This is a genomic window from Pseudocitrobacter faecalis, assembly GCF_965231525.1.
Taxonomy (GTDB): Bacteria; Pseudomonadota; Gammaproteobacteria; order Enterobacterales; family Enterobacteriaceae; genus Pseudocitrobacter; species Pseudocitrobacter faecalis.
The window spans coordinates 3765225-3790899 of record NZ_CBDDNJ010000002.1; the positions used below are offsets into that span (position 1 = coordinate 3765225).

The following is a 25675-nucleotide window of genomic DNA, read 5'->3' on the forward strand; positions in this document are numbered from 1 at the left end:
TTACCCATCAAAGGGGGACAGGCAATCACTGTTTACACAGGAGTAACTCCAGTTCGCTTAATGACGAAACGGTATAGTCGGGTTTAATACCTTCCGGCAGCGGCTGCTGGTGCGCATTCAGCCAGCAGGTCGACCAGCCTGCGTTCATGCCGCCGAGAATATCCGACGCGGCGGTATCACCGACCATTAATATGCGTGAAGGATCCGGGTTCCCGGCTAACTCCCGCGCGTAATCGAAAATGCGACGGTCAGGTTTAGCGACGCCAACCTCTTCAGAAATAATCAGTAAATCAAAGTGATCGCGAAAACCGGTGCGCTCAAGGCGAATCTGCTGCAACGACGTAAAGCCATTGGTGATGATCCCCATTTTTACCTTGCCTTCCAGCGCGCTGATAAGCGATGCCGCGCCCGGCAACGGTGCACAGATTTCAGCCATCGCATTCATAAACGCGTCGTTCAACTCTTCCGGCGGCACGTTTAGCTGCTCACCCCAGCCAACAAAGCGCTGACGCTGAAGCTGTAACGAGGTGATCGCCCCATTCTGGTAATCCACCCACAACGGCTTATTCACGGCCTGGTAGTCCTGAAAATCTTCGGCGGTAAAGGTCACGCTATAGTCGAGAAACATCCGCTGTAAGCCGCTGAAAGAATCAAACGTAAACAACGTTTCATCGGCGTCAAAGAAAATCCAGTCCCACTTCATCGTATCACCTTGTTTTACTTACATGCTTAAGGGTAATGCCATCACTATCGCATCTTCATGCCCGTCAACTGTCGGGTAGTAATTGCGGCGAATCGTCGCTTCGTTAAAACCTAAGCTTTCATAGAGCGCAATGGCAGGCGCATTCGAGGCGCGCACTTCCAGCCATAGCGTCGCGACGCCCCGCTTTTCGACTTCATCAATGACGTGTTCAAGTAACTCACGCCCCAGCCCGCGACGTTGATAAGCGGGATCGACGGCAATATTAAATAGCGTCGCTTCGTCCAGCACCACCTGAGTGATAGCGAAAGCAGCCAGCTCATCGCCAACGGTTAACTTCAGATTCAGATAACGTTCACCCTGGTTACTGGCAAAGGTTTTTTCACTCCACGGAAAAGCGTGGGCGCGTTTCTCAATCTGCCAGGCTGCGGGGAGATCGGTCGTGCTGAGGGTAGAAATCGTGTTCATGTGCGCAAATTTGTTGCCAAAGCGCGGCGCGTGCTGGCGCGCTGGCTTTTAATTCGTTAAAGGCAGGCGTTGAGACCTGAGCCCCTTCCAGCGAGACGGGCTCATCATTGCCAAGACGCCAGCAGTTGCAGCGTTTTCCCTGCGGTAGCATTGCCACTTTTTCAGGCGTAAGTTGCAGGACGCGGTCTGGCGTAAGCTGCAACGCGCGTAGTACATCGATAATTAGCGGTTCCGTCAGCAACGGCAGATCATCAGCAACCATCACAAGTTGGATGTGCTCAGGGAGCGAAATCGCGATCTCTCCCTGCAGCGCCGCCGGGCGCCTAAGTGACCACTGGGTGATGCCCAACTGTTGTAATTGCCAGTCTCGCCGGGAAGTCATGTAAAACGCTCCTGTCTATCAAGGGCGCAAATATAGCAAACTCAGCGAAAGTGCGCCAATTACGCGCTCGCGCGTAAACAACAGTGTATAATCGCCGCCACGTTTAACGAAGGAGCTTTTCATGTCTGCTTTTACCCCGGCAAGTGAAGTCTTGCTGCGCCACAGTGATGATTTCGAACAAAGCCGTATTCTGTTTGCCGGAGATTTGCAGGATGACCTGCCTGCCCGCCTCGACACGGCATTCAGCCGCGCGCATACCCAGCAATTCCACCACTGGCAGGCGCTGGCCCCGCAGATGGGCGAGAACGTGCGCTACAGCCTGGTGGCCGAGGCGTCAGATGTCGCTGACTGCGACACGTTTATCTATTACTGGCCGAAGAACAAGCCGGAAGCCCAGTTCCAGCTGATGAATATTCTGTCGCTGCTGCCGATTGGGACTGATATTTTTGTGGTTGGGGAAAACCGCAGCGGCGTGCGCAGCGCCGAACAAATGCTGGCGGATTACGCGCCGCTGAATAAGGTCGACAGCGCCCGTCGCTGCGGCCTGTATCATGGTCGTCTGGAAAAACAGACCACCTTTGATGTGGAAAAACAGTGGGGCGAATATCAGCTCGACGGACTGACCATCAAAACGCTGCCGGGCGTATTTAGCCGTGATGGGCTGGACGTGGGTAGCCAACTGTTGCTCTCCACCCTGACGCCGCATACCAAAGGTAAAGTGCTGGATGTCGGTTGCGGCGCGGGCGTGTTAGCCGCGACGCTTGCCAGCCATTCCCCCAAAGTACGTTTATCTCTGTGCGACGTCAGCGCACCTGCGGTCGAAGCCAGCCGCGCAACGCTTGCGGCCAATGGCTTTGAGGGCGATGTGTTTGCCAGCAACGTCTTCTCTGAAGTGAAAGGCCGCTTCGATATGATTATCTCCAACCCGCCGTTCCACGATGGCCTGCAAACCAGCCTCGATGCCGCGCAAACGTTGATTCGTAGCGCCGTGCGTCATCTGAACAGTGGTGGTGAACTGCGCATTGTGGCGAACGCCTTCCTGCCGTATCCGGCGATACTCGACGACACCTTTGGTTTCCACGAAGTTATCGCGCAGACCGGCCGCTTCAAGGTGTATCGCGCCATCATGACCCGCCAGGCGAAGAAAGCCTAAGCTGACCCTTTGCCGGATGCGGCGAACCGCCTTATCCGGCCTACCAATCCCGTAGGCCTGATAAGCGCAGCGCATCAGGCGCAGCATAATCGCCGTTTTTTGCAGCAATCGCGCGACATCCAATAATTAACTATTGACGTCAAGCTGAAAATCTCTAGAATGCGCCTCCGTGGTAACGATACTTTTTAGGGTATCGATGGTATGCGAAGGTGGCGGAATTGGTAGACGCGCTAGCTTCAGGTGTTAGTGTCCTTACGGACGTGGGGGTTCAAGTCCCCCCCCTCGCACCATAAACCACGTTATATCGCTCGCACTGTGCGAAGGTGGCGGAATTGGTAGACGCGCTAGCTTCAGGTGTTAGTGTTCTTACGGACGTGGGGGTTCAAGTCCCCCCCCTCGCACCACGAGGGCGATATAAACAACGAGATATCTGTGCGAAGGTGGCGGAATTGGTAGACGCGCTAGCTTCAGGTGTTAGTGTCCTTACGGACGTGGGGGTTCAAGTCCCCCCCCTCGCACCAGTCCTCGTTCCCATCCTGCAGTTCCTTCTTCTTTACTCCCTTATTTAACGTTCATCACAATCAGCATCAAACCGCTTATCAGTGCTACGCACGACGGCAGCAAGACGTAATGGCGCCATTGTCGATGCCAGATCATCACGCAGGTCAGCAGCATGCCGACGGTGATAATTCCGCGCCACGCGTCCATCGAAAGCCCTGGCAGACCAAGAGCAAAGGTCGCCATCCCCGAGATCAGCACGCCCCACCCACTGCCTAACGTTCTCATCAACATGGTTTCATCTCTTAAATCGATAATGATAACCAATATCATATGATAATTTTTATCATTTGAGAACCTCGTGAAATGATAAGTTTCGCTTACGAATAATGACACGACGGTTGTAAGGTGATAAATTGTGCGACCGTAAACTTCCCCCTCTTAATTCCTGGGGTTTGCGTGCACTTCTTGCATGTTTTATTTTGTTTTGTTCACAGCTGGCGACCTTTCTTTAATTACCAGAAGATTAATAACGATCTCTTATGACAGTACAATCCTGGCGGTCTCTGCACAGCAAAAAGTATCAGCTCACGCTGAGGCTTTTCCTTTTTCTTAATCTGGTGTCGTCACTATTTTCGCTATTGAATCCTATCTATAAAGTTCATGCGTTTACGATTCCCCTCTCGTTAATTTTGGGCGTAAGTAGCGTGCTGTTACTCTGGCACTGGCTGAATGCAGAGCGAAAGATCTTTCTTCCTGTTATTTCAGTTATTTTCGGCTGTTTATGGGCCTGGCACATCGTGATAAAAATGCCCGGCACGTATCCGACCGAAATGACATTTTTAACGGTTGTCCTGCTTAATGTTTTGTTCATCGGCACCATCGCCTTTTCGAATAATATTGTCGCGTTTCTGCTGCACTCGCTGCCGGTATTTATTATCTGCCTGCTTTTCAGCGACCACGAACAATGGTTAAGAATGGCATTCTGCCTGGCCTTGCCGATCGTCGGCATCAGTATCCAGCATTTGATTGAAAAGCGTAACGATGCCTTTGCCCAGAGTCTGATGCACAAGCTGCTGGCAGAGCGGGAAACGCTGAATGATTTAAGTATGCTTGACCCCTTAACGGGACTGTATAACCGCCGGGGCTTCCAGCACCGCTTCGCCACGTTGATGTCGTTGGCGCCGGAAGGTCATCATGTCCTGCTTCTGGATATCGACCATTTCAAGGCCTATAACGATCACTATGGTCATATGATGGGCGATCAGGCGCTGATTCAGGTTTCCGCTGCGGTGCGTGATGCCGTGCGCTCACGCGATATCGTGACTCGCTTCGGCGGCGAAGAGTTCGTTGTCCTGCTGGCAAACAGCAATGCCGATAGCGCTCAACGCGCGGCAGAGCGCATCCGCCAGAAAGTGTACGATCTGAAAATTCCGCACATCCTGAACGCCAGCGTGGCGACCAATGTCACTATCAGTATTGGCATTGCCCCACTTGAAGGCGAAGAAATTGATAAGGCACTGGAAAATGCGGATAAAGCCCTCTACGAAGCCAAGCGACTGGGCCGCAACCATATACTGACCAGCGACGCCATTCCCCAGCACTAACCTCACACCCCGAGCGTAAGAAACATAAAATTCCTTGCGCTCGGTTTTATCTATAGCTAGGATTGGCAATCATTATCATTTAGATTTGTATCCAGCGAATTCTATGGCTTACCGTTCCGCACCGATTGCTGAGGATATTATCTGGCGAGCGCCGCTTCCAACTCGTAAGCGAACGCTGGCTGAATCCGTGCGCGACAAAATCGCCGAACAGCGCCCGCATATGCTGGAATGCTTTAAACTCGATGAGCCTCACTCCGCACAAGCCAAAACCCTGGCGGAGTGGATGCGGCCCACCGAGCTCAGTTCGCTGCTGGCGCTCTATTCCGATCATATCTATCGTAACCAGCCGACCATGACGCGGGAGAATAAGCCGCTGATCTCGTTGTGGGCGCAATGGTATATCGGCCTGATGGTGCCGCCGCTGATGCTGGCGTTGCTGACAGAAGATGCCGCGCTTGACCTCTCGCCGGAGCATTTCCACGTCGAATTCCATGAAACGGGACGTGCAGCCTGTTTCTGGGTCGATGTACAGGAAGATACGCGCGCCAGCCAGTCTTCAGGCTCGCATCGTATGGAAACACTGATTAAACAGGCGTTGATCCCGGTTGTTGAAGCTCTGGAAGCCACGGGCGACATTAACGGAAAACTTATCTGGAGCAACACCGGCTATCTGATTAACTGGTATCTGGGTGAGATGAAAACCGTGCTGGGTGAAGAACAGGTCAACAACCTGCGCCAACAATTATTCTTTGCGAAAACCCTTTCCTGCGGCCAGGATAACCCGCTGTGGCGCACCGTCGTGCCACGTGAGGGCTTGCTGGTTCGCCGTACCTGCTGTCAGCGTTACCGCCTGCCGGATGTGCAGCAATGCGGTGACTGCACGCTGAAATAATCGAACGCGAAATGCCTGATAGCGCTTCGCTTATCAGGCCAGCGAAATATGTAAGATAACCGGTAGGCCGGGTAAGCGTAGCGCCACCCGGCAACAACCCCGACTCAGTCGTTACGCAACCTGCTGGCTCTCTTCCGCCGCACGCTGCGCTTCTTCCGCTTCCTGCGCCAACAGCTGTTTCTCATATACCTTGAAGAAGGGGTAGTAGATGATGGCGGACACACACGCCAGCAGTACGACCAGAATCGCCGCGCGGAAATCCCAGCCTAACGCCCATGCGCCGCCAATCGGTGCCGGAGCCGTCCACGGAACAACCGAGATAACGCGGCCAATGAGATCCAGCTTCATGGCTGCCCACGCCAGCACGGCGTTTACCATCGGCGCCAGTAGAAACGGAATAAAGAACACCGGGTTCATCACGATTGGCGTACCAAAAATCACCGGTTCGTTGATGTTAAACAGGCTTGGTACCGCGCTCAGACGACCTATCGAACGCAAATGTGCTGAACGGCTACGCAGGTAGCAGAACACCAGCCCCATAGTCGCCCCTGAGCCGCCAATAACGATGAAGAAAGTCCAGAACGCTTCCATAAAGATGTGCGGTAACGGCGCGCCCTGCGCCAGCGCGGTTTGGTTCAGACCAAGGTTGGTCAGCCAGAACATCTGCAGCATCCCGGAGACAATCGCCGCCCCATGAATACCTGCAAACCACAGCAGATGACCAATCAACACCGCTAACAGAATCGCTGGCAGGGAGTCAGCCGCCGAAACCAGCGGTTTAAACAGCGACATAATCGCCTGCGGGATCAGCATGCCAAACTGTCCCTGGATCAGCAGGCTGAGCGGGTAAAGCGTCAGTACCACCACCAGCACCGGAATGAGCAGATCAAAGGAGTTTTTGATCATCGGCGGCACCTGATCCGGCAAACGAATACCGATGTTGTGCGCTTTCAAAAAGCGCATCAGCTCAACGCAGTAAATCGCCACCAGAATGGCGGTGAAAATCCCGGTTCCGCCGAGGCTATCCACCGGCAGCGTGCCATTGGTTTTCGGCGCAGCAACCAGCAGGAACGCCATAATAGACAACATGGCGCACATAAATGGATCAAGCTGGTGGGATTTTTCGTAATGTTTGCCAAGGTTATAAGAAATTGCCGCACAGATATAGATGGACATAATGCCCATGGTCATATCGAACGGCGTCAGAATGCGACCTTCAAATTCTTTTGCTAAATCTAACCACGCGCGGGCAAAGCCCCAGGTGGTATCGGGCGAAAATGGCGGATAAGCGAAGACAAGTAAAAACGAGCCAACAATCATAAACGGCATGGCAGAGATAAAGCCGTCACGAATAGCCATTACGTGACGTTGCGAGGAAATACGCCCGGCAATGGGGCTGACGTAGTTTTCCACGAACCGGAAAATTAAATTAAACGCAGTGTGACCAGCAGACATAGCAGCCCTCCTGACAGGCTTGAGACGTAAGCACAGCAACAACGATTTTGCCGCTATACAAACGCGTGTTACGCGACACGTCGTACAGGGCTCTTATTATTGGGTACAGCATAAGTGACACTCACAGTTTTAATCCCCTCTCTGCAGAACTGCAACCGGTTACTGTAACCGGTTGCAGTGATTGTGAAGGAGATCCAGAAAACGCGGTTTTATCCGATTCCCTCACAGCAAATATTTACAGCATCCAGGGCTTATGACAGATTGAACGCCACAATTTTTCAGGAGAGTCTAATGAGCCTGCAATCTGTGCGGCAATTCTTCGCCGAACACGCCCCCGATATTGAGATTATTGAATCAGGGCAAAGCACCGCCACCGTCGCCCTTGCCGCCGCTGCCCATCAGGTGGAAGCCGGCCAGATAGCCAAAACGCTGTCGCTGAAGGTCAAAGAGCAGGTTATTTTGATCGTGGCAAAAGGTGATGCCCGCCTGGATAACAAAAAGTTGAAAACAACCTTTGGTGCCAAAGCTCGCATGCTGAGTAGCGATGAAGTGGTAACGTTGACTGGCCACCCGGTTGGTGGCGTCTGCCCGTTTGGCCTGGAAAACCCGCTCGCCGTTTATTGTGATGTCTCATTGCAGCAGTATGCGGAAGTACTGCCCGCCGCTGGGTCCACGCACAGCGCCGTACGGATATCCCCCGAACGCATTGCGCAACTGACCGGCGCCACCTGGGTCGATGTGTGTTTGTAAGCCTCAGATACCGGAGCTGACGCATCCGCTCCGGCTTTCAGCTATACAAAATAGGAAAGGTCGCCGGATAAGCCTTCGCGATCGGGCAATGACATCAATAAGTCCGCCGCGCTAAGTAACCCGATATCAGAATTGACGCCCAGCTTCGCCATCGCATTAAATTTATGCGCGCGAATCGTTTTAATATTCCGCTCAAGCCGTTCAGCGATATCCGTTAAGGAATAACCGCAGGTCATATAGCGTAAAATGGCCCGTTCAGTCGGGCTTAAAAAGCGGTGATGCACGGTGATATCGCTTTCATCCTGCGCGAGCTGCTGCGTCCCGCCGCTGCGCAAAATTTCAAGGATAGTGTTCTTCAGCCTGGTGAGCGATTCCGCTTTGCTTACCACGCCGTTCAGCAGCGTTGGCGAAAGCTGCTTAATCAGTTCCACTTCTTGCCGATCGCCGGCCAGAATGATACGGATAATTTCTGATCTGCTGTTCGCTATTTCATCCTGAATCAGCAGGCTTTCAAGGCGTAATTCACGCGTACCTGACAGACAACAGATTACCGCAAAATAGTCGTCGCTTAGCATGGATTCTCTAAGCGCATCAACCGACCGGAAAAAATGAAATACATAGGGGCTTCGGGAAGACGCGGCGAGCAAATGACGCAGGCCGACTTCCGCCATCACGCAGGGTTCGACTATAGCGACATGCTGCTTTCCGTGATGTTTTTCCATTCTGCCGGTTCTCCATATGCTGAGAAGAGATTGAGTTCCTTCATTCCCTGAGTGCTGTTGATCCACGCGTACATTTCAGCATTGCTGCGTAACGATAAACGGCGCATAGCGCTGTTCTTCTGTGCGCTGATTGTTTTATTGCTCTTTTTCAACAGCGTGGCGATTTGGTTAATTCCCCAGCCCTTCGCCAGCAGACGTAAAACTTTACGTTCCGACAGCGTCAGCATCACCATTTTTTCATTTTCCTCATGAATAGCATCGTAATCTGGCACCAACAGGGTTTGACTGATGCGCTCGGCGGAAGCGCCTCCCTGGCGAATCGCCATGACGACACGTTCAACAGGCTCAGAGTCAGATAACAGAGTGCTTTCCGGACGCATCAAAAATTCAATGGCAAGGGAATAATGAGGGCGACTGACGAGAAAAACCCAGTGAATATCACGGTATTGCGACAGTAGAGAGTAGAATTGCTCGCACACGTTGCGCGGCTGATGAATATCGCCAGAGAGATCGACCAACACCAGGTCAGCCCGACGAAGCTGGAGCAGCGTAAGCTCCTCCAGAGAGTGACAAACGTTCAGCTCATAATTGGGGAAATGCGTGGTCATTATCGCACTCAACCCGGACTGCATCACCGGTATTTTACTGATAATGACGCCGAACTTACAGTATCCTTGTAACATAAAACCTCCGCATCCAATCGACGATTCTTTTTACGCTCACCGGTAAAGGTGTGCTGTTAAAAAAAAAGAACCTGTTCATCCTTGTTCCTTAATTACCTTTTCTTGCCCTGATAAATGAGATCAAATTGATATATTTAAATAAGGGGCGTCACGGCAAAAGGTTAACCGATATAATATGTCACATTGTTTATAAAATGGTAATCCAAATGCAATTAGAAAAAATGAATCTGCGCGTAAGTTATAATTAAAACATTTGTTAATTATATAACTCATTTATGTAGTATTATATTTTTGAATTGATTAAAAGCACTAATGCGCCCCTCACCTTTAATTGATAAAAGTAAGAGGCGGAAAATTATAATGACTCGACCGCCTCATAGGGCAGACCGACATAGTTCTCTGCAATCGTGGTCAGGCCAGCGCGTGAACCCAGATAATATTGACGATCCGCTTCCTGCATCTTTTTATCGAATTCACTCTTATCCTGAAAATCGTGTAGCAGATGGGTCATAAACCAGCTAAACCGCTCCCCCTTCCAGACACGATTAAGCGCCAACTGCGAGTAGCGATCCAGCAGGTCGGCCCGTCCGTGTTGATAATACTGGCACAGGATCCGCCACAGATAATTGACGTCCGACGCCGCCAGATTTAATCCTTTCGCCCCCGTCGGCGGAACGATATGCGCCGCATCGCCCACCAGGAACAGGCGGCCATACTGCATCGGTTCCACCACATAACTGCGCAGCGGCGCGATACTCTTCTCAAGTGAGTGACCAGTCACTAACTTCTGACTAAGATCCTCAGGCAGACGACATTTCAGCTCCTGCCAGAAGCGTTCATCAGACCACAGCTCGACTTTCTCCGTTAGCGGTACCTGTAAATAGTAACGGCTACGAGTTAGTGAGCGCTGACTACAAAGAACGAACCCGCGTTCGTGATGGGCGTATATCAGCTCCGGATTCACCGGCGGCGTATCGGCCAGCATCCCTAACCAGCCGAACGGCCAGACGCTTTCGTATTCCCGCAAAATCTCACGCGGAATGGTTTGCCGCGAAACGCCGTGAAAGCCATCGCATCCGGCGACGAAATCGCAGGACACGCGGCAGATTTCACCGCCTTTGTTAAAGGTGACTGTTGGGCTGTCACTTTTGATGTCATCGATACGTACATCGCTCACACCATAAATAGCCGGCGCGCCACTGGACTGCCGGGCCTCCATCAGGTCACGCGTCACTTCGGTTTGTCCGTAAACCATCACGCTCTTGCCGCCGGTCAGCTCACTCAGCGGTACCGGAATGCGTTTGCCGTTAAACAAAAACTCCACCCCGTGATGCACCAGCCCTTCCGCATCCATCCGTTTTGCCACTCCCGCTTCGCGCAGCAGGCCAACTGTGCCACTTTCCAGAATACCGGCCCGGATCCGCCCCAGCACGTAGTCCGGCGTCTGTCTCTCCAGAATCAGGGTCTGAATGCCCGCGTTATGCAGCAACTGCCCCAACAGCAGCCCGGAAGGCCCCGCGCCAATAATCACTACCTGTGTCTTCATAGGGTCGCCTCACGTCGGATAAGTTAATAATTTGTTTGTTTTATGTTTGCATAAAGTTTATTCATGCATTTTTGATAAGGGGGCGTGGGAAAAGAAGGGAAAAACCTGTTCAAAAGCTGCACTTTTCGACAATTTTCAGAAAGTGTGGCGAGCATCAAGTTATGACCCACGCCAAAACACCGACGCCTTTTTGCACATTATTTGATCCGACACGGACTCCCACCCGCGACGCTTCGGGTAAAAGTAACTCATCAGGCAGTTGTACCGAGGATGCAGGATGACCACGGAAATTGATCACCACACCCAGCGAGGCATTACGCGGCTCTGTATTCAGTGCGGCCTTTTTCTGCTTCAGCACGGCGCGGAAAGCGCGCTGGTTGATGAGCTGGCTTCACGCTTAGGGCGCGCGCTGGGAATGGACAGCGTCGAAATCGCCATTTCACCGAATGCCATTGTTTTATCAACCATCAAAGATGGGCAATGCATTACATCGACACGCAAAAACGCCGATCGCGGCATCAATATGCATATGGTGACGGAGATCCAACACATCGTTATCATGGCAGAGCATAAACTGCTGGATGCGCGGGATGTCGCCAAACGCTTCACGCAAATCAAGCCCCTGCGCTACCCGCGCTGGCTCGTGGTGACAATGGTAGGCCTTTCCTGCGCCTGTTTCTGTAAACTCAATAACGGCGGCTGGGATGGTGCATTCGTCACGCTCTGCGCCAGTACTATCGCGATGTATATTCGCCAGGTTCTCACCCACCGCGCAATGCACCCGCAAATCAATTTCTGTATTACCGCTTTCGCCGCGACCACTGTCTCTGGCCTGCTGTTGCGCATGCCTGCTTTCAGCCAAACCTCAACCGTGGCAATGGCAGCCAGCGTCCTGCTGCTGGTGCCGGGTTTTCCGCTCATTAACGCCGTCGCCGACATGTTTAAAGGTCACATCAACACCGGGCTGGCGCGGTGGGCGATCGCCAGCCTGCTGACGCTTGCCACCTGCGTGGGCGTGGTGATGGCCATGACCTTATGGGGGCTGCGCGGATGGGTGTAATCGATTTTATGCTGGCGCTGGTTCAGGACATCCTTCTTTCGTCCATTCCGGCAGTGGGTTTTGCGATGGTTTTCAACGTGCCGCACCGGGCGTTGCCGTGGTGTGGGCTGTTGGGCGCGATCGGCCATAGCTCGCGCTTTGTGATGATGACCGCCGGGTTTAACATTGAGTGGGCAACGTTCCTCGCCGCGATTCTGGTCGGTAGCATTGGCATTCGTTGGTCACGCTGGTACCTCGCGCACCCGAAGATCTTTACCGTCGCCGCCGTCATCCCCATGTTCCCCGGTATATCAGCCTATACAGCTATGATTTCCGCAGTAAAAATCAGCCACTTAGGTTATACCGAAGAGATGATGATTGCGCTCATCAGCAACTTTCTTAAGGCATCATCGATTGTTGGCGCGCTCTCTATCGGCCTGTCGATCCCTGGCCTGTGGCTGTATCGCAAACGCCCGCGGGTCTAATTCTCAGCACAACGGCAGCGCGGGATTAAGGCTGCCGTCCCTTTCATGCTCTGTGCTACTATATGCCCATTAACCTGCGGCTATTTCGCAGCCTTCCTGTGTTTTTCTGTATTGAGATAGTGTTATGTCTTCTCGTATTTTGACGCCGAACGTGATTGGTATTGACGCCTTTGTCGCCGATCCTGCTGCCATTCTTGCTAAAACAGAAGGTGGTGCACTGGCCGTATTTGCTAACAATGCGCCCGCGTTCTACGCCATCACGCCGGAACGGCTGGCACAATTGTTAGCGTTGGAAGAAAAGCTTGCCCGTCCAGGCAGCGACGTGGCGCTGGATACGCAGTTCTTTGAAGAGCCAGCGCCCGCCCCTATCGCCGTGCCGATGGGCAAATTTGCCATGTATACCGGCTGGCAACCGGATGCTGAATTTTTGCGGCTTTCCGCACTCTGGGGTATTGCCCTTAGTGAGCCAGTCACCCCAGAAGAACTGGCTTCATTTGTCGCTTACTGGCAGGCAGAAGGGAAAGTGTTCCATCACGTACAGTGGCAGCAAAAACTGGCGCGCAGCGTACAAATGGGCCGTGCGAACAATAACGGCCAGCCGAAGCGCGACCTGAACAGCGTATCCGAACCCGATAATCATATTCCCCCTGGTTTCAGAGGATGAGCATGAAAAACGTTGGCGATTTAATGCAACGCCTGCAAAAGATGATGCCGGCGAACGTCAAGCCCGCCTTCACGACCGGTGAAGAGCTGCTGGCCTGGCAAAAAGAGCAGGGAAAAATCCGCGCCGCCGCGCTGGAGCGGGAAAACCGCGCCATGAAAATGCAGCGCACGTTTAACCGTTCGGGCATTCGCCCACTGCACCAGAACTGTTCGTTCGATAATTATCGCGTGGAAAACGAAGGCCAGATGAACGCGCTGTCAAAAGCGCGTCAGTACGTGGAAGAGTTCGATGGCAACATCGCCAGTTTTATCTTTTCCGGCAAGCCTGGCACCGGGAAAAACCACCTGGCGGCGGCCATCTGCAATGAACTACTCCTTCGCGGGAAATCGGTGCTGATCATCACCGTTGCCGACATTATGTCGGCCATGAAAGATACTTTCAGCAATCGGGAAACCAGCGAAGAGCAACTGCTAAACGATCTCAGCCAGGTCGACCTGCTGGTGATCGACGAAATCGGCGTGCAAACGGAGTCGCGCTACGAGAAGGTGATCATTAATCAGATTGTCGATCGTCGTTCATCTTCTAAACGCCCTACCGGGATGCTCACCAACAGCAATATGGATGAGATGAATAAGCTACTCGGAGAGCGCGTAATGGATCGTATGCGTCTCGGCAACAGTCTGTGGGTGATCTTCAACTGGGACAGCTATCGCAGCCGGGTCACCGGCAAAGAGTATTGAGATAAATCTTAGTGCCGACAGGGAGTATACTGGCGGCCTAATACATTCATTGCATGAATAGAGTGCTTCTCATGAAAACGACCAAATCCCTGTTTTGCGGCGCTATCCTCGCAGGCGCCTTCTTCGCCACTGCGGCCAACGCCAGTTCCCTGACCGACACCCTGAGCAGCGCAGCCAGCCAGTTGGGCGGCCAGAGCAGCAGCCAGCAGAGCGGCACATCGCTCTCCTCATTAACCAGCCTGCTCAATGGCGGCTCGCAGTCTCTCAGCTCCAGCACCATGAATAATGCCGCGGGCATTATGGGTTACTGTGCAAAAGAGAAAATCACTTCTGTTGCCAACGTCGACAACATTAAATCTCAGGTGCTGGATAAACTGGGGCTGGACACTGCCGCTGAGCAGAAAAAAGACACCAGCTACATGGACGGCATCCAGGGTCTGCTGAATGCAAAAGATGGGCAGCAGCTGAATCTTGAAAGCCTGGGTAATAGCGAGCTGGGTAAAAAAGTGAAAGCCAAAGCCTGCGATCTGGTGCTGAAACAGGGTGTGAATTTCCTCTCCTGATCCCACTGAGCGCGCGGATAAACGCCCATTCGCTTCTCCGCGCGCTGCGACATCTCTCTTACCCCTCATGCATAAAAGTTCCCTTCTTCGGCGATAAAGTCGGCTATTTATAAACCAATTCTGAACAACAGCACACTTTGATGACGCTAGAATTGCAGCTATACGACCGCATGATTACATTATGCTGTTCAATAAATGTCTGGCCAGAAAACTGGCGCTGTTGAGGATACGTAGTGTCAGAGTTGCTCTCCCTTGCTCTTTTTCTTGCCTCCGTGGCGATTTATGCCCTGAAGGCAGGCCGCAATACGTGGTGGTTCGCCGCTACGCTGATTGTTTTGGGATTTTTTGTCGTACTCAACATTACGCTCTATGCCAGCGACTATTTCACCGGCGACGGCATCAACGACGCCGTACTTTACACACTCACCAACAGCCTGACCGGCGCGGGCGTCAGCAAATATATCCTGCCAGGCATCGGCCTGGTGTTAGGGCTGGTGGCCATATTCGGCACGCTCGGCTGGCTGCTGCGTCGCCGCCGCCATCACCCACACCATTTTGGTTACAGCCTGCTGGCGCTGGTGCTGGCGGTGGGTTCCGTTGATGCCAGCCCGGCGTTTCGCCAGATTAGCGAACTGGTAAAATCTCAATCACGCGACGGCGATCCTGATTTCTCTATTTACTACAAAGAGCCCGCCAAAAGTATTCCGCAGCCAAAGCTGAACCTCGTCTACATCTACGGTGAAAGCCTTGAGCGCACCTATTTTGATAACCAGGCGTTCCCGGATCTCGCACCGGAGCTTGGCGCGCTGAAAGACGACAGCATCGATTTCAGCCACACCATGCAGTTACCGGGCACCGACTACACCATTGCCGGAATGGTCGCGTCACAATGCGGTATTCCGCTGTTCGCCCCGTTTGAAGGCAACGCGTCCGCGTCGCTCTCCAGTTTCTTCCCGCAAAATATCTGCCTCGGCGATATCCTGAAGAACTCAGGCTATGAAAACTATTTTGTCCAGGGCGCGAACCTGCGCTTCGCCGGGAAAGATGTCTTCCTGAAGTCGCACGGCTTTGACAACCTCTACGGCTCCGAAGAGCTGAAGGCCACCGTTGACGACCCGAACTACCGCAACGACTGGGGCTTCTACGATGACACGGTGCTGGACGAAGCATGGAAAAAATTCGAAACGCTCTCTAAAGAGGGTAAGCGTTTCTCTCTGTTCACTCTGACCGTCGACACGCACCATCCGGATGGTTTTATCTCGCGCAGTTGCTCGCGTAAACGCTATGAAATTGGCGGCAAGGCGAATCAGTCCTTCAGCGCCGTCACCTGTAGCCAGCAGAATATTGCGGAATTTATTAACCGAATCAAAGCCTCGCCGTACTTTAAAAACACGGTGATCGTGGTCTCCTCCGATCATCTGGCGATGAAAAACACCGCCTGGGATTACCTCAATAAGCAGGATCGCAATAACCTGTTCTTCATCCTGCGCGGCGACAAGCCTCAGCAGGAAGTGATGGCGCAAAAGCGTAACACTATGGATAACGGTGCAACGGTGCTCGATATTCTGGGCGGTGATAACTTCATCGGCCTTGGGCGCAGCAGCCTCTCGGGCGAATCGCTGTCGACCATTTTCCTCAATATGAAAGAGAAAGTGCTGGCGTGGAAACCCGACATCATCCGTCTGTGGAATTTCCCGAAAGAGATGAAAGAGTTCACCATCGATACGCAGAAAAACATGATTGCGTTCTCCGGTAGCCATTTCCGTCTGCCGCTGCTGCTGCGCGTGTCGGAAAAACGCGTCGAACCGCTGCCAGAAAGCGAGTACTCCGCACCGCTGCGTTATCAGTTAGCCGATTTCGCTCCGCGCGATAACTTCGTCTGGATTGACCGCTGCTACAAGATGGGCCAGCTTTGGGCACCGGAATTCGCGCTCTCCACCGACTGGTGCGTCTCTCAGGGGCAGCTCGGTGGCGAACAAAAAGTCCAGCATGTCGATAAAGCGCAGTGGAAAGGCAAAACGGCATTCAAAGATACCGTGATCGACATGACGCGCTATAACGGCAACGTCGACACTCTAAAAGTGGTGGATAACGATATTCGCTACAAAGCCGACAGCTTCATTTTCAACGTCGCTGGCGCGCCGGAAGAGGTGAAGCAGTTTAGTGGCATTTCACGTCCGGAAAGCTGGGGACGCTGGTCTAATGCCCAGTTGGGCAACCAGGTGAAGATTGAGTATCAGCACCCTCTGCCGAAGAAATTTGACCTGGTGATCACCGCAAAAGCCTTTGGGCAGAATGCCGATAAACCAATCCCGGTGCGCGTCGGTAATAGCGAGCAAACGCTGACGCTGGGACACGACGTGACCACGACGACGCTGCACTTCGATAACCCGACGCAGGCCAGCACGCTGGTGATTGTTCCACCAGCGCCTGAGTCTACGAACGAAGGGAATATCCTCGGCCATTCCCCACGTCAGTTAGGGATTGGAATGGTAGAGATTAAGGTGGTTGAGGCGCAGGGGTAATCCCCTCACCCCGGCCCTCTCCCACAGGGAGAGGGTGAAAACCGCATATACCTGACCACTGGCACAATCGGTTCCCCCACCCCGCCCTCTCCCATAGGGAGAGGGAGAAAACCGCACGCACCTCACCACTGGCACAATCGGTTCCCTCACCCCGGCCCTCTCCCACAGGGAGAGGGTGAAAACCGCATATACCTGACCACTGGTACAATCGGTTCCCTCACCCCGCCCTCTCCCACAGGGAGAGGGTGAAAAACGCAGGAAATTCAGCAACGTGCTCGATCGGTTCCCTCTCCCTGTGGGAGAGGGTTAGGGTGAGGGCCTTAAAACGTCTCCCAATTCTCCCCGGCATCCGTCGCCGCAGCCTTACGTTGCACTGGCTTCATTGCCACAACGCGCTCTTCCGGTTTCTCCTGAAGTGCTTTTTCCTGCTGGATATGGAACACGGCTACCGCCTGAGTCAGTCTGCTGGCCTGTTCTTCCAGCGCGGCAGCCGCAGCGGCGGATTCTTCCACCAGCGAGGCGTTCTGCTGGGTGACACGATCCATCTCCGACACCGCCAGCCCGACCTGGTCGATGCCCCTGCTCTGCTCATCAGACGCAGACGCAATCTCGCCCATAATATCGGTCACGCGGGTCACCGCATTCACAATCTCACCCATGGTTTCACCGGCGCTTTCCACCAGCGTCGAACCTAAATCAACACGGCTAACCGAGTCTTCAATCAGGCTCTTAATTTCGCGGGCTGCCTGCGCGCTACGCTGGGCCAGATTACGCACTTCCCCCGCGACTACCGCAAAACCACGTCCCTGCTCGCCTGCACGCGCCGCTTCTACCGCGGCGTTCAGCGCAAGAATGTTGGTCTGGAAAGCAATGCCGTCAATTACGCTGATAATATCGGCAATCTTCTGCGAACTGGCGGTGATATCACGCATGGTTTGCACCACGTTATCCACCACTTTCCCGCCCTTCTGCGCCGTTTCCGACGCGCTCAGTGCGAGGTTGCTCGCCTGACGTGCGTTCTCGGCGTTCTGCTTAACGGTTGCGGTCAGCTCTTCCATGCTGGCAGCGGTTTCTTCCAGCGAAGCGGCCTGCTGTTCAGTACGGGAAGAGAGATCGTTATTGCCCATCGCAATCTCGCTCGCGCCGCTATAAATCGCGTCCGCGCCGTTACGCACTTCACCGACGGTACGCACCAGTTCACCCTGCATATGACGCAACGTACTGGCCAGTTGCCCCATTTCGTTGCGCCCTTCCACATCAATAGGACGAACAAGATCGCCTCCGGCAATATGGCGAATACTTTCAATCAGACTTTGCAGCGGCAGGATCAGGGTTTTACGGATGCCAAACCAGACAATCGCGATCGCCAGCAGTACGGCAATCATGACGCCGGCTAAGATCCACATCGCCTGATCGTATGAACGAGTGTTATCGGCGACAGCCAGATCGTATAAACGATCGTTCTGTTGCAGATAATCAACATAAGCCTGCTCGAATCTATCCTGATAGCCCTGGGTAGGCTGGTCAAAGAAGTCGTTGATTTTCCCCGCGCCCAGCAGCTGAATCAGCTCCGCCAGCGCACCGTGGTAGATGTCATAGTTGCGTTTGATTTCCAGCGCTGCCGACTCACTCTGACGCGGGTCACGCGGCATCGCTTCGTACTCGGCCCAACGCTTTTCCGCATCGCTCAGCGATTTCTGCGCGACCTGCATCAATTCCGCCACCGTAGCGCCACTGCCGATATTGTTTTGATCCATCATGTAGCGGATCCCGGCGCGGTTCAGGGTGTTACGGGTTTGCAGCAAAGCCACCCAGCTGCCGTTGAGGCCAGACTGCTGCTGGCGAATGGTTTGTAGAACGGTAAAGTTTTCCTTGTCGTTTTTGAGCGCGTTGAAGAACAGCCCGCCCGATGTGAGTTGTAAGAGTCCAAATAACACCAAAACCAGCACTAAGCTGGTCACGATCTTGATACGTTTTAACATGCTTTCTCTTCCTCCTGGCGAATTACGGTTTTCGGCCTGGAAAGAGAAAACTTTAAGAAAAGGTGCAACCCTGAATTGCCGGATGCGGCTACGCCTTATCCGGCCTACGGTTTGGCGCTATGTTTGACCCGCGCGTAGGCCTGATAAGCGAAGCGCATCAGGCGCTTAACGCACGGATATCATCGTAAAGCGACTGTGTGATAACTACGCCCTGCTTTTCACTCTTCAGGCGTGACTGATAACGACGCTCGCCCGGTAACCGAGCGCCCTGCGCCTGCATGCCGCTAAATAATGTTTCTGCCCGCGCCAGATGCGCACTGGCATCCTCGCCGAGGAAGCGCGTCGGGTCGAGCGCCAGAATCAATTCGCCGCCGTACGGCAGACCACCTGCGCCGTTATCCCACGCCAGAGACTCCGCGCTGGTCATATCGCCAATCAACGGCCCGGCGAGCAACTCAACCATGGCCGCCAGCGCTGAACCTTTGTGCCCGCCAAAGGTGAGCATCGCCCCATCCAGCACCGCCTGCGGGTCGGTAGTGGCATTGCCGTCGCTGTCGATGCCCCAGCCTTCAGGGATCGCTTTCCCGGCACGATGATGCAGTTGAATTTCCCCACGCGCCGCCGCGCTGGTCGCCATATCAAAAATAAACGGATGCTTATCGCCCCGCGGCCAGCCAAAGGCTATCGGGTTGGTACCAAAAAGTGGCTGAGTGCCACCCGCCGGTGCAACCCAGGCGTGGCTCGGCGTCGTCGCCAGCGCCACCAGCCCGGCGTCGGTCAGCGGTTCTACGTCGGCAAACAACGCGGAGAAGTGGACGCAGCGGTTGATCGCCAGCGCCGCAATGCCACATTGCCGCGTTTTCTCGATCAACAGCGGCAGCGCTTGCTCAAATGCCAGCAGCGAATACGCACCATGCGCATCCGCTTTCACAATCGCCGGGGCCTGAGACACCACCGTGGGCAGCGCATCGGCGGACACTTTTCCTTTGCGCAACGTGTCGACAATACCGAGCAAACGCCACAGACCGTGTGATGCACAACCATCACGCTCACCGGCAGTGACGTTTTTCGCAATCACCGCCGCATGTTGTTCACTGAATCCATTACTGCTAAGCGCGTGATACGCCAGCGCGTAAGCCTCATCGACAGAGAGGTTTACTGTTTCCATGAAACGCTCCTTTATGATTTTCATCTCCGATAACGTTGACCAGAGACGGCAGGGTTAGTTAACCGTATCTTAATTTTCAATTAACAACAATGGCACAAGCACACACGCCAAACAGATGAAAAACATATACAACACTTATAAATTAGAGCAAATCACCATATAAACACCAAATGTATTTATAAATATCTTTAAACGCCCCCTGCAAGGTAGGCTTTTTCTCATTCTTCTCCGAGCCAGCGATAATGCCATCGCGGCCAGAACGGGTGTGAAATTGACGATGACCGCATTAACTCTTGCAGAACCCCGCTATCAGGTTCGGGTTCTGAGTAACAATTATTTCTTCTGGGTAGGTGTGAAAAACCTGATGCATCAACAGGGAAAACCGGCCGCCGATATTAAGTGGATTAAAGAGGCCAGCGACAGCCAGCAGCGTTTGCTGTGCCAGGAAATCTACGCCACTCCAATTGTCCAAAAGTGGCTGGTCTTTACGGAAAGCGAGCAGATTGACACCCTGAGCGTGATGTTACCGGATGACAGGGTGAACATTCTTTCCGATCGACTGGAAATGAGTGAGTTAAAAGAACAGTTGAAAAACCCGACTTTTAGCCGCCGCCGCCGCGATAAACAGCTCACCCGCTCTGAAGCGCGCGTCTGTTCCTTGATTCGCCAGGGCTTCACGCTGGTGCGCATTGCGCAAATTCTCAATAAATCGCCGAAAACAATTTATACCCACAAGCGCAATGCGATGGATAAATTCCACTGCGATACCCTGGTCGAATTCAACCGCAAAATGAACCTGATGGAACGCCAGGCTCTCTACAACTAATGCAGACGCGGTGATCATCGCTGGGATCAATGTTATAGGTAACGTAACGACCTATAATTTCAGCTAATATAAAAGCACTTTGCTTTTGGCTTTCTTGATTCCGGATGCTCTTACCGCATATGAAATATCTGCTCGCTGATGCGCTCATCTATGACAATGAAGAGGGTTCGCTCTCCCTGAAGGGAGAGGAGAACGACGAGCGACAGGTGCTGACCAGTACCGCGAATCATATCTTCAGTTTATTAATCGCCCATCATGGTATGGTGGTCGATCGCGAAAAATTTCTGCAAGACGTGTGGGACGAGCGGGGTCTGACGGGTTCTAATAACTCGCTAAATCAATACATTAGCATCTTGCGTAAATTGCTGGACGGTATGATGCCCGGCACCTCGTTTATCATCACCGTACCGAAAACAGGTTTTATGCTGAATGCCGAGATAAGTGTGCACCCCCTCAGCCGTGAAAGCGCGCCCGCGCTTCCCGTGCCGATGCGTGCGCCTCGCTCCCGCCCCAAATTAGCCATTTGGTTGTGCATCGCGACGATGGTGGTTGCGGCCATTTGCGGCAGTTATCTCTCGCAAAAACAGTCACCGCTAGTGACTGCCCGCTATTTACTGACCCAGATTGACGGCTGCCCGGTGTATACCTTCACGCCCATTGCGGATGTTTTTCAAAAACAGGCCGTGGCGCTCACTCGCCAAATCAAAGAAAACAGCGGCTTATCGTGCCTGGAAAACTCCGTATTCTATGTGCATATTCAGAACACGCTGTTTTATGGGGATAAGGGCCGACTGGTGCTTTCTCAGTGTTCGCGCTCAAGCCAAAGTACCAGCACCTGTAGCACCAATTACTTTTATGAGTGGTGACCGATGAAGTCCCGTACCCTTCAGATAATAGCCTTTCTTCTCATTAACATCGCGCTGGTCGCCGCAACGTTATGGTGGCTAAATAAGCCCAAACCGCTGGCCTTTAACTGCCTCGGGCAACTCAACTTCAAGGAAAGCCGCGACAATAATCCCTTCAATTTCGACGGCCAGGTGGTCATGCATTTCAACCCGGACGGCAGCGGCTATTTCATCATGACCGGCAACCTGATGGCGAACGCGAAAATGCATACCGTCTCGCGACAGGAGAATTTCAGTTGGCGTAATCTGCACGATAGCCTGTATGAAATTCACATTCAGAACATCGAACGATTTAGCCACGATCGCGTGCCGGATAAAATTTTCGAAGCGTACACTGCCGGTATTCTTCTCGGTCAGAAGCGCTTACTCAGCATTCAGCGAACGCCGGAACACGCCATCATTATCGGTAATTTCTACTCGCCGCTTTTACTCTGCGCGAGCTAGTTTTTATCGTCCCTATTTTCGCTCTGGCGCAAACTTCCCAGTGCGATAAACTCCCCCAGCAGCGCGGTAAGCTGCTGCATTTTCTCTGGCGTAAACTCATTTTCAATCAGCCGATAGGCTTCTTCCACCTGCGTTTGCGCGCGTGCGTAAAGCGCCTGCCCCTCTTTGGTCAATGACACGAATAACTTGCGCTGATCGTTAACCGGCTTTAAGCGCAGCACCAGACCATCGCGTTCCATACGCGTCAAAATACCGGTCAGGCTTGGGCGCAAAATGCAGGCGCGAAATGCCAGGTCGTGAAAATCCATCGACGGATTCTCGGCCAGAATACGCACGATACGCCACTGTTGCTCGGTCAAATTATGCTGCTTAACGATGGGACGAAAGTAGCTCATCGCCGCTTCGCGTGCCTGCAACAGTGCGATAGTCAAAGATTCGTGCATCATTCTTCCCCACGGTACTCAAAAAAATCATTAATAACGAAACAATTAGCAAACGCGGCGTTGTTCGGCAACCGGTTTCTTTGTGCTATAGCCAGCCAAAAATCACCATATAACTTTAAATGTTTGTTTCTTATGAATTAAATAAATATCAGTGTAAATATTTTGTTAAAGGCATCACAAATATTTCACTTATTTTTGCCAAACGGCACGATCAGGAATAAAAGAGATCATTAACATATTAATGAAAATGTAGCTCACCGAATCAGCCCTGAGGAGAGGTCAATGAAAGGCACCGTCTTCGCCGTCGCCCTGAACCACCGCAGCCAGATTGACGCCTGGCACAACGCGTTCCAACAAGCCCCCTATAAGACACCGCCCAAAACCGCCGTCTGGTTTATCAAACCGCGTAACACCGTGATTCATGCGGGAGAACCCATTCCATTCCCGCAAGGCGAAACGGTACAAAGCGGCGCAACCGTGGCGCTGATTGTCGGTAAAACGGCAACAAAAGTGCGCGAAGAAGACGCCGCAGAGTACATCGCGGGCTATGCGCTGGCGAATGACGTCAGCCTGCCGGAAGAGAGCTTTTATCGCCCGGCGATCAAAGCCAAATGCCGCGATGGCTTCTGCCCGATAGGCGAAACGGTGGCGCTGAAAGATGTCGATAACCTGACAATTATTACCGAAATCAACGGGCGCGAAGCGGATCACTGGAATACCGCCGACTTACAACGCAACGCCGCGCAGTTGCTGAGCGCCCTGAGCGAATTCGCCACGCTGAGCCCTGGCGACGCCATCCTGCTTGGCACGCCACATAATCGTGTGGCGATTCAACCCGGCGACCAGGTGCGCATTCTGGCGGAAGGTTTCCCGGCGCTGGAAAACCCGGTAGTCAACGAACGTGAAGTGACCACACGCAAAACCTTCCCAACGCTGCCGCATCCACACGGCACGCTGTTTGCCCTTGGCCTGAACTATGCCGATCACGCCAGCGAACTGGAATTTAAGCCACCGGAAGAGCCACTGGTATTCCTGAAAGCGCCAAATACTCTCACGGGCGACAACCAGACGTCCGTGCGCCCGAACAACATCGAGTACATGCACTACGAAGCGGAACTGGTGGTGGTGATCGGCAAGCAGGCGCGTAACGTCAGCGAAGCCGATGCTATGGATTATGTCGCGGGCTACACCGTGTGTAACGACTACGCCATCCGCGACTACCTGGAAAACTACTATCGCCCGAACCTGCGGGTAAAAAGCCGTGACGGACTGACGCCGATGCTTTCAACCATCGTACCGAAAGACGCCATTCCCGATCCGCATAACCTGACCCTGCGCACCTACGTCAACGGCGAGTTACGCCAGCAAGGCACAACTGCCGATCTGATCTTCAGCGTACCCTTCCTGATCGCTTATCTGAGCGAATTTATGACCCTCAATCCTGGCGACATGATCGCCACCGGCACACCGAAAGGCTTGTCCGACGTGGTGCCCGGCGATGAAGTGGTGGTGGAAGTGGAAGGCGTGGGGCGTCTGGTGAACCGAATTGTCAGTGAGGAGACTGCAAAATGAAAAAGATAAACCATTGGATCAACGGCAAAAACGTGGCTGGCAGCGACTACTTCCAGACCACCAACCCGGCAACCGGTGAGGTGCTGGCAGATGTTGCCTCCGGCGGTGAAGCGGAGGTAAACCAGGCGGTAGCGGCGGCGAAAGAGGCGTTTCCGAAATGGGCCAATCTGCCGATGAAAGAGCGCGCGCGCCTGATGCGCCGTTTGGGCGATCTTATTGACCAAAACGTGCCGGAGATCGCCGCGATGGAAACCGCGGACACCGGTCTGCCTATTCATCAAACCAAAAACGTGCTGATCCCGCGCGCATCCCACAATTTCGAATTTTTCGCCGAAGTGTGCCAACAGATGAACGGCAAGACCTACCCGGTCGATGACAAGATGCTCAACTACACGCTGGTGCAGCCGGTGGGCGTGTGTGCGCTGGTTTCACCGTGGAACGTGCCGTTTATGACCGCCACCTGGAAGGTTGCACCGTGTCTGGCGCTGGGCAATACCGCGGTGCTGAAGATGTCTGAACTCTCTCCGCTGACTGCCGATCGTCTGGGTGAACTGGCGCTGGAAGCCGGTATTCCGGCCGGCGTGCTGAACGTGGTGCAGGGTTACGGCGCCACCGCAGGCGATGCGCTGGTGCGTCATCATGACGTGCGTGCCGTGTCGTTCACCGGCGGCACCGCCACCGGGCGCAACATCATGAAAAACGCCGGGCTGAAAAAATACTCTATGGAGCTGGGCGGTAAATCGCCGGTGCTGATTTTTGAAGATGCCGATATTGAACGCGCGCTGGACGCCGCCCTGTTCACCATCTTCTCAATCAACGGCGAACGCTGCACCGCCGGTTCACGCATCTTTATTCAACAGAGCATCTACCCGGAATTCGTAAAACGTTTTGCCGAACGCGCGAATCGTCTGCGCGTGGGCGATCCGACCGATCCGAATACCCAGGTTGGGGCGCTTATCAGCCAGCAGCACTGGGAAAAAGTCTCCGGCTATATCCGCCTCGGCATTGAAGAAGGCGCCACCCTGCTGGCGGGCGGCCCGGATAAACCGTCCGACCTGCCTGCGCATCTGAAAGGCGGCAACTTCCTGCGCCCAACGGTGCTGGCGGATGTCGATAACCGCATGCGCGTCGCCCAGGAAGAGATTTTTGGGCCTGTCGCCTGCCTGCTGCCGTTTAAAGATGAAGCCGAAGGCTTACGCCTGGCGAATGACGTGGAGTATGGCCTCGCATCGTACATCTGGACGCAGGATGTCAGCAAAGTGCTGCGCCTGGCACGCGGTATCGAAGCGGGCATGGTATTCGTCAACACCCAGAACGTCCGCGACCTGCGCCAGCCGTTTGGCGGTGTGAAAGCCTCCGGAACCGGGCGCGAAGGCGGTGAGTACAGCTTTGAGGTGTTCGCGGAAATGAAGAACGTCTGCATTTCCATGGGCGACCATCCAATTCCGAAATGGGGAGTCTGA

Annotated in this window: 26 protein-coding genes and 3 tRNA genes; 18 read left to right on the top strand and 11 right to left on the bottom strand. The window is 53.5% G+C overall.

The genetic code is table 11. The annotated features are described in order from the left end of the window. Positions 1-25 precede the first annotated feature (25 nt). The 3 genes from yjjG to ACOXYR_RS18330 are packed head-to-tail and all read right to left on the bottom strand — an operon-like array spanning position 26 to position 1550. Complete coding sequence (yjjG, locus tag ACOXYR_RS18320) at positions 26-703, bottom strand: pyrimidine 5'-nucleotidase (RefSeq protein ID WP_421356347.1); 678 nt, start codon at positions 701-703, stop codon at positions 26-28. A gap of 18 nt (positions 704-721) precedes the next feature. Further along, a complete protein-coding gene (rimI, locus tag ACOXYR_RS18325) occupies positions 722-1168 on the bottom strand; it encodes a ribosomal protein S18-alanine N-acetyltransferase (RefSeq protein ID WP_108475449.1) in 447 nt (148 codons plus the stop codon). Further along, positions 1113-1550, bottom strand: coding sequence for a DNA polymerase III subunit psi (locus ACOXYR_RS18330; RefSeq protein WP_108475448.1), 438 nt, complete (start codon positions 1548-1550; stop codon positions 1113-1115). The genes rimI and ACOXYR_RS18330 overlap by 56 nt, the downstream gene beginning before the upstream one ends. A 121-nt stretch (positions 1551-1671) precedes the next feature. Between ACOXYR_RS18330 and rsmC the strand changes: the two genes are divergently transcribed. From rsmC to ACOXYR_RS18350, 4 genes are all read left to right on the top strand, one after another. After that, a complete protein-coding gene (gene rsmC, locus ACOXYR_RS18335) occupies positions 1672-2703 on the top strand; it encodes a 16S rRNA (guanine(1207)-N(2))-methyltransferase RsmC (protein ID WP_108475447.1) in 1032 nt (343 codons plus the stop codon). A gap of 203 nt (positions 2704-2906) precedes the next feature. Next, positions 2907-2993: transfer RNA gene (locus ACOXYR_RS18340), tRNA-Leu, on the top strand. A gap of 27 nt (positions 2994-3020) precedes the next feature. Beyond that, positions 3021-3107, top strand: a tRNA-Leu gene (locus tag ACOXYR_RS18345). A 30-nt stretch (positions 3108-3137) separates the two neighbouring features. Then, a tRNA-Leu gene (locus ACOXYR_RS18350) sits at positions 3138-3224 on the top strand. Positions 3225-3264: 40 nt separating this feature from the next. Here ACOXYR_RS18350 and ACOXYR_RS18355 read toward each other — a convergent pair. Continuing rightward, the gene (locus tag ACOXYR_RS18355) at positions 3265-3534 is read right to left on the bottom strand and encodes a DUF1435 domain-containing protein (protein ID WP_108475446.1); all 270 of its coding nucleotides are present in this window, start codon (positions 3532-3534) and stop codon (positions 3265-3267) included. A 209-nt stretch (positions 3535-3743) separates the two neighbouring features. Here ACOXYR_RS18355 and ACOXYR_RS18360 point away from each other — a divergent pair, with 209 nt between their 5' ends. Further along, on the top strand, positions 3744-4808 hold the full coding sequence (locus ACOXYR_RS18360) for a GGDEF domain-containing protein (RefSeq protein WP_350436458.1): 1065 nt from the start codon (positions 3744-3746) through the stop codon (positions 4806-4808). A gap of 103 nt (positions 4809-4911) precedes the next feature. Continuing rightward, on the top strand, positions 4912-5700 hold the full coding sequence (gene fhuF / locus ACOXYR_RS18365) for a siderophore-iron reductase FhuF (protein WP_421356346.1): 789 nt from the start codon (positions 4912-4914) through the stop codon (positions 5698-5700). Between the two features lie 111 nt (positions 5701-5811). Here fhuF and ACOXYR_RS18370 read toward each other — a convergent pair whose 3' ends face one another. Next, positions 5812-7155 (bottom strand): PTS sugar transporter subunit IIC, encoded by a 1344-nt coding sequence (locus tag ACOXYR_RS18370; RefSeq protein ID WP_421356345.1) that lies wholly within the window; start codon positions 7153-7155, stop codon positions 5812-5814. Positions 7156-7446: 291 nt separating this feature from the next. Here ACOXYR_RS18370 and ACOXYR_RS18375 point away from each other — a divergent pair, with 291 nt between their 5' ends. Continuing rightward, positions 7447-7905 (top strand): YbaK/EbsC family protein, encoded by a 459-nt coding sequence (locus ACOXYR_RS18375; RefSeq protein WP_108475442.1) that lies wholly within the window; start codon positions 7447-7449, stop codon positions 7903-7905. A 41-nt stretch (positions 7906-7946) separates the two neighbouring features. Here ACOXYR_RS18375 and bglJ read toward each other — a convergent pair whose 3' ends face one another. The 3 genes from bglJ to pobA all read right to left on the bottom strand — a co-directional run bounded on the left by bglJ (position 7947) and on the right by pobA (position 10856). Further along, positions 7947-8627 (bottom strand): DNA-binding transcriptional activator BglJ, encoded by a 681-nt coding sequence (bglJ, locus tag ACOXYR_RS18380; protein WP_108475441.1) that lies wholly within the window; start codon positions 8625-8627, stop codon positions 7947-7949. Next, positions 8591-9310: a helix-turn-helix transcriptional regulator gene (locus ACOXYR_RS18385; RefSeq protein ID WP_108475440.1), complete on the bottom strand. Its 720-nt coding sequence runs from the start codon at positions 9308-9310 to the stop codon at positions 8591-8593. The genes bglJ and ACOXYR_RS18385 overlap by 37 nt, the downstream gene beginning before the upstream one ends. A gap of 355 nt (positions 9311-9665) precedes the next feature. Beyond that, on the bottom strand, positions 9666-10856 hold the full coding sequence (gene pobA / locus ACOXYR_RS18390; protein WP_113858194.1) for a 4-hydroxybenzoate 3-monooxygenase: 1191 nt from the start codon (positions 10854-10856) through the stop codon (positions 9666-9668). 277 nt (positions 10857-11133) lie between these two features. Here pobA and ACOXYR_RS18395 point away from each other — a divergent pair, with 277 nt between their 5' ends. The 6 genes from ACOXYR_RS18395 to opgB all read left to right on the top strand — a co-directional run bounded on the left by ACOXYR_RS18395 (position 11134) and on the right by opgB (position 16872). Beyond that, complete coding sequence (locus ACOXYR_RS18395) at positions 11134-11916, top strand: threonine/serine exporter family protein (protein ID WP_113858193.1); 783 nt, start codon at positions 11134-11136, stop codon at positions 11914-11916. Then, complete coding sequence (locus ACOXYR_RS18400) at positions 11907-12380, top strand: threonine/serine exporter (RefSeq protein ID WP_108475437.1); 474 nt, start codon at positions 11907-11909, stop codon at positions 12378-12380. Before ACOXYR_RS18395 ends, ACOXYR_RS18400 begins: the two co-directional genes overlap by 10 nt. A gap of 124 nt (positions 12381-12504) precedes the next feature. Further along, positions 12505-13044, top strand: a complete 540-nt coding sequence (gene dnaT / locus ACOXYR_RS18405; RefSeq protein ID WP_421356344.1) for a primosomal protein DnaT — start codon at positions 12505-12507, stop codon at positions 13042-13044. Positions 13045-13046: 2 nt separating this feature from the next. After that, on the top strand, positions 13047-13784 hold the full coding sequence (gene dnaC / locus ACOXYR_RS18410; RefSeq protein ID WP_015966046.1) for a replicative helicase loader DnaC: 738 nt from the start codon (positions 13047-13049) through the stop codon (positions 13782-13784). Between the two features lie 71 nt (positions 13785-13855). Further along, positions 13856-14347, top strand: a complete 492-nt coding sequence (locus tag ACOXYR_RS18415) for a YjjA family protein (protein WP_113858191.1) — start codon at positions 13856-13858, stop codon at positions 14345-14347. Positions 14348-14580: 233 nt separating this feature from the next. Next, a complete protein-coding gene (opgB, locus tag ACOXYR_RS18420) occupies positions 14581-16872 on the top strand; it encodes a phosphatidylglycerol--membrane-oligosaccharide glycerophosphotransferase (protein WP_421356343.1) in 2292 nt (763 codons plus the stop codon). A gap of 320 nt (positions 16873-17192) precedes the next feature. Here opgB and tsr read toward each other — a convergent pair whose 3' ends face one another. After that, positions 17193-18854, bottom strand: a complete 1662-nt coding sequence (gene tsr / locus ACOXYR_RS18425; protein ID WP_421356713.1) for a methyl-accepting chemotaxis protein — start codon at positions 18852-18854, stop codon at positions 17193-17195. 157 nt (positions 18855-19011) lie between these two features. Further along, positions 19012-20022 carry an Ldh family oxidoreductase gene (locus ACOXYR_RS18430; RefSeq protein ID WP_350436454.1) on the bottom strand — a complete coding sequence of 337 codons (1011 nt, stop codon included), beginning with the start codon at positions 20020-20022 and terminating at the stop codon, positions 19012-19014. 277 nt (positions 20023-20299) lie between these two features. On the opposite strand from ACOXYR_RS18430, the gene ACOXYR_RS18435 reads away from it, so the two are divergent. The 3 genes from ACOXYR_RS18435 to ACOXYR_RS18445 all read left to right on the top strand — a co-directional run bounded on the left by ACOXYR_RS18435 (position 20300) and on the right by ACOXYR_RS18445 (position 22197). Continuing rightward, positions 20300-20848, top strand: coding sequence for a helix-turn-helix transcriptional regulator (locus tag ACOXYR_RS18435; RefSeq protein WP_113858187.1), 549 nt, complete (start codon positions 20300-20302; stop codon positions 20846-20848). A gap of 119 nt (positions 20849-20967) precedes the next feature. Then, complete coding sequence (locus tag ACOXYR_RS18440) at positions 20968-21714, top strand: winged helix-turn-helix domain-containing protein (protein WP_108475580.1); 747 nt, start codon at positions 20968-20970, stop codon at positions 21712-21714. Between the two features lie 3 nt (positions 21715-21717). Then, complete coding sequence (locus tag ACOXYR_RS18445; protein WP_113858186.1) at positions 21718-22197, top strand: FidL-like protein; 480 nt, start codon at positions 21718-21720, stop codon at positions 22195-22197. On the opposite strand, the gene hpaR is transcribed toward ACOXYR_RS18445, so the two are convergent. After that, on the bottom strand, positions 22194-22640 hold the full coding sequence (gene hpaR, locus ACOXYR_RS18450) for a homoprotocatechuate degradation operon regulator HpaR (protein WP_108475429.1): 447 nt from the start codon (positions 22638-22640) through the stop codon (positions 22194-22196). The two genes, ACOXYR_RS18445 and hpaR, sit on opposite strands and share 4 nt — an antisense overlap. A gap of 282 nt (positions 22641-22922) precedes the next feature. Between hpaR and hpaG the strand changes: the two genes are divergently transcribed. Together hpaG and hpaE are read left to right on the top strand one after the other, a co-directional pair. Next, positions 22923-24212 carry a 4-hydroxyphenylacetate degradation bifunctional isomerase/decarboxylase gene (gene hpaG, locus ACOXYR_RS18455; RefSeq protein WP_421356712.1) on the top strand — a complete coding sequence of 430 codons (1290 nt, stop codon included), beginning with the start codon at positions 22923-22925 and terminating at the stop codon, positions 24210-24212. After that, positions 24209-25675, top strand: a complete 1467-nt coding sequence (gene hpaE, locus ACOXYR_RS18460) for a 5-carboxymethyl-2-hydroxymuconate semialdehyde dehydrogenase (RefSeq protein ID WP_108475427.1) — start codon at positions 24209-24211, stop codon at positions 25673-25675. The genes hpaG and hpaE overlap by 4 nt, the downstream gene beginning before the upstream one ends.

Excerpts from the sequence above, each read along its gene's own strand:
- yjjG (WP_421356347.1), bottom strand. The coding sequence starts at position 703 with ATGAAGTGGGACTGGATTTTCTTTGACGCCGATGAAACGTTGTTTACG.
- rimI (WP_108475449.1), bottom strand. The coding sequence starts at position 1,168 with ATGAACACGATTTCTACCCTCAGCACGACCGATCTCCCCGCAGCCTGG.
- ACOXYR_RS18330 (WP_108475448.1), bottom strand. The coding sequence starts at position 1,550 with ATGACTTCCCGGCGAGACTGGCAATTACAACAGTTGGGCATCACCCAG.
- rsmC (WP_108475447.1), top strand. The coding sequence starts at position 1,672 with ATGTCTGCTTTTACCCCGGCAAGTGAAGTCTTGCTGCGCCACAGTGAT.
- ACOXYR_RS18355 (WP_108475446.1), bottom strand. The coding sequence starts at position 3,534 with ATGATATTGGTTATCATTATCGATTTAAGAGATGAAACCATGTTGATG.
- ACOXYR_RS18360 (WP_350436458.1), top strand. The coding sequence starts at position 3,744 with ATGACAGTACAATCCTGGCGGTCTCTGCACAGCAAAAAGTATCAGCTC.
- fhuF (WP_421356346.1), top strand. The coding sequence starts at position 4,912 with ATGGCTTACCGTTCCGCACCGATTGCTGAGGATATTATCTGGCGAGCG.
- ACOXYR_RS18370 (WP_421356345.1), bottom strand. The coding sequence starts at position 7,155 with ATGTCTGCTGGTCACACTGCGTTTAATTTAATTTTCCGGTTCGTGGAA.
- ACOXYR_RS18375 (WP_108475442.1), top strand. The coding sequence starts at position 7,447 with ATGAGCCTGCAATCTGTGCGGCAATTCTTCGCCGAACACGCCCCCGAT.
- bglJ (WP_108475441.1), bottom strand. The coding sequence starts at position 8,627 with ATGGAAAAACATCACGGAAAGCAGCATGTCGCTATAGTCGAACCCTGC.
- ACOXYR_RS18385 (WP_108475440.1), bottom strand. The coding sequence starts at position 9,310 with ATGTTACAAGGATACTGTAAGTTCGGCGTCATTATCAGTAAAATACCG.
- pobA (WP_113858194.1), bottom strand. The coding sequence starts at position 10,856 with ATGAAGACACAGGTAGTGATTATTGGCGCGGGGCCTTCCGGGCTGCTG.
- ACOXYR_RS18395 (WP_113858193.1), top strand. The coding sequence starts at position 11,134 with ATGACCACGGAAATTGATCACCACACCCAGCGAGGCATTACGCGGCTC.
- ACOXYR_RS18400 (WP_108475437.1), top strand. The coding sequence starts at position 11,907 with ATGGGTGTAATCGATTTTATGCTGGCGCTGGTTCAGGACATCCTTCTT.
- dnaT (WP_421356344.1), top strand. The coding sequence starts at position 12,505 with ATGTCTTCTCGTATTTTGACGCCGAACGTGATTGGTATTGACGCCTTT.
- dnaC (WP_015966046.1), top strand. The coding sequence starts at position 13,047 with ATGAAAAACGTTGGCGATTTAATGCAACGCCTGCAAAAGATGATGCCG.
- ACOXYR_RS18415 (WP_113858191.1), top strand. The coding sequence starts at position 13,856 with ATGAAAACGACCAAATCCCTGTTTTGCGGCGCTATCCTCGCAGGCGCC.
- tsr (WP_421356713.1), bottom strand. The coding sequence starts at position 18,854 with ATGTTAAAACGTATCAAGATCGTGACCAGCTTAGTGCTGGTTTTGGTG.
- ACOXYR_RS18430 (WP_350436454.1), bottom strand. The coding sequence starts at position 20,022 with ATGGAAACAGTAAACCTCTCTGTCGATGAGGCTTACGCGCTGGCGTAT.
- ACOXYR_RS18435 (WP_113858187.1), top strand. The coding sequence starts at position 20,300 with ATGACCGCATTAACTCTTGCAGAACCCCGCTATCAGGTTCGGGTTCTG.
- ACOXYR_RS18440 (WP_108475580.1), top strand. The coding sequence starts at position 20,968 with ATGAAATATCTGCTCGCTGATGCGCTCATCTATGACAATGAAGAGGGT.
- ACOXYR_RS18445 (WP_113858186.1), top strand. The coding sequence starts at position 21,718 with ATGAAGTCCCGTACCCTTCAGATAATAGCCTTTCTTCTCATTAACATC.
- hpaR (WP_108475429.1), bottom strand. The coding sequence starts at position 22,640 with ATGCACGAATCTTTGACTATCGCACTGTTGCAGGCACGCGAAGCGGCG.
- hpaG (WP_421356712.1), top strand. The coding sequence starts at position 22,923 with ATGAAAGGCACCGTCTTCGCCGTCGCCCTGAACCACCGCAGCCAGATT.
- hpaE (WP_108475427.1), top strand. The coding sequence starts at position 24,209 with ATGAAAAAGATAAACCATTGGATCAACGGCAAAAACGTGGCTGGCAGC.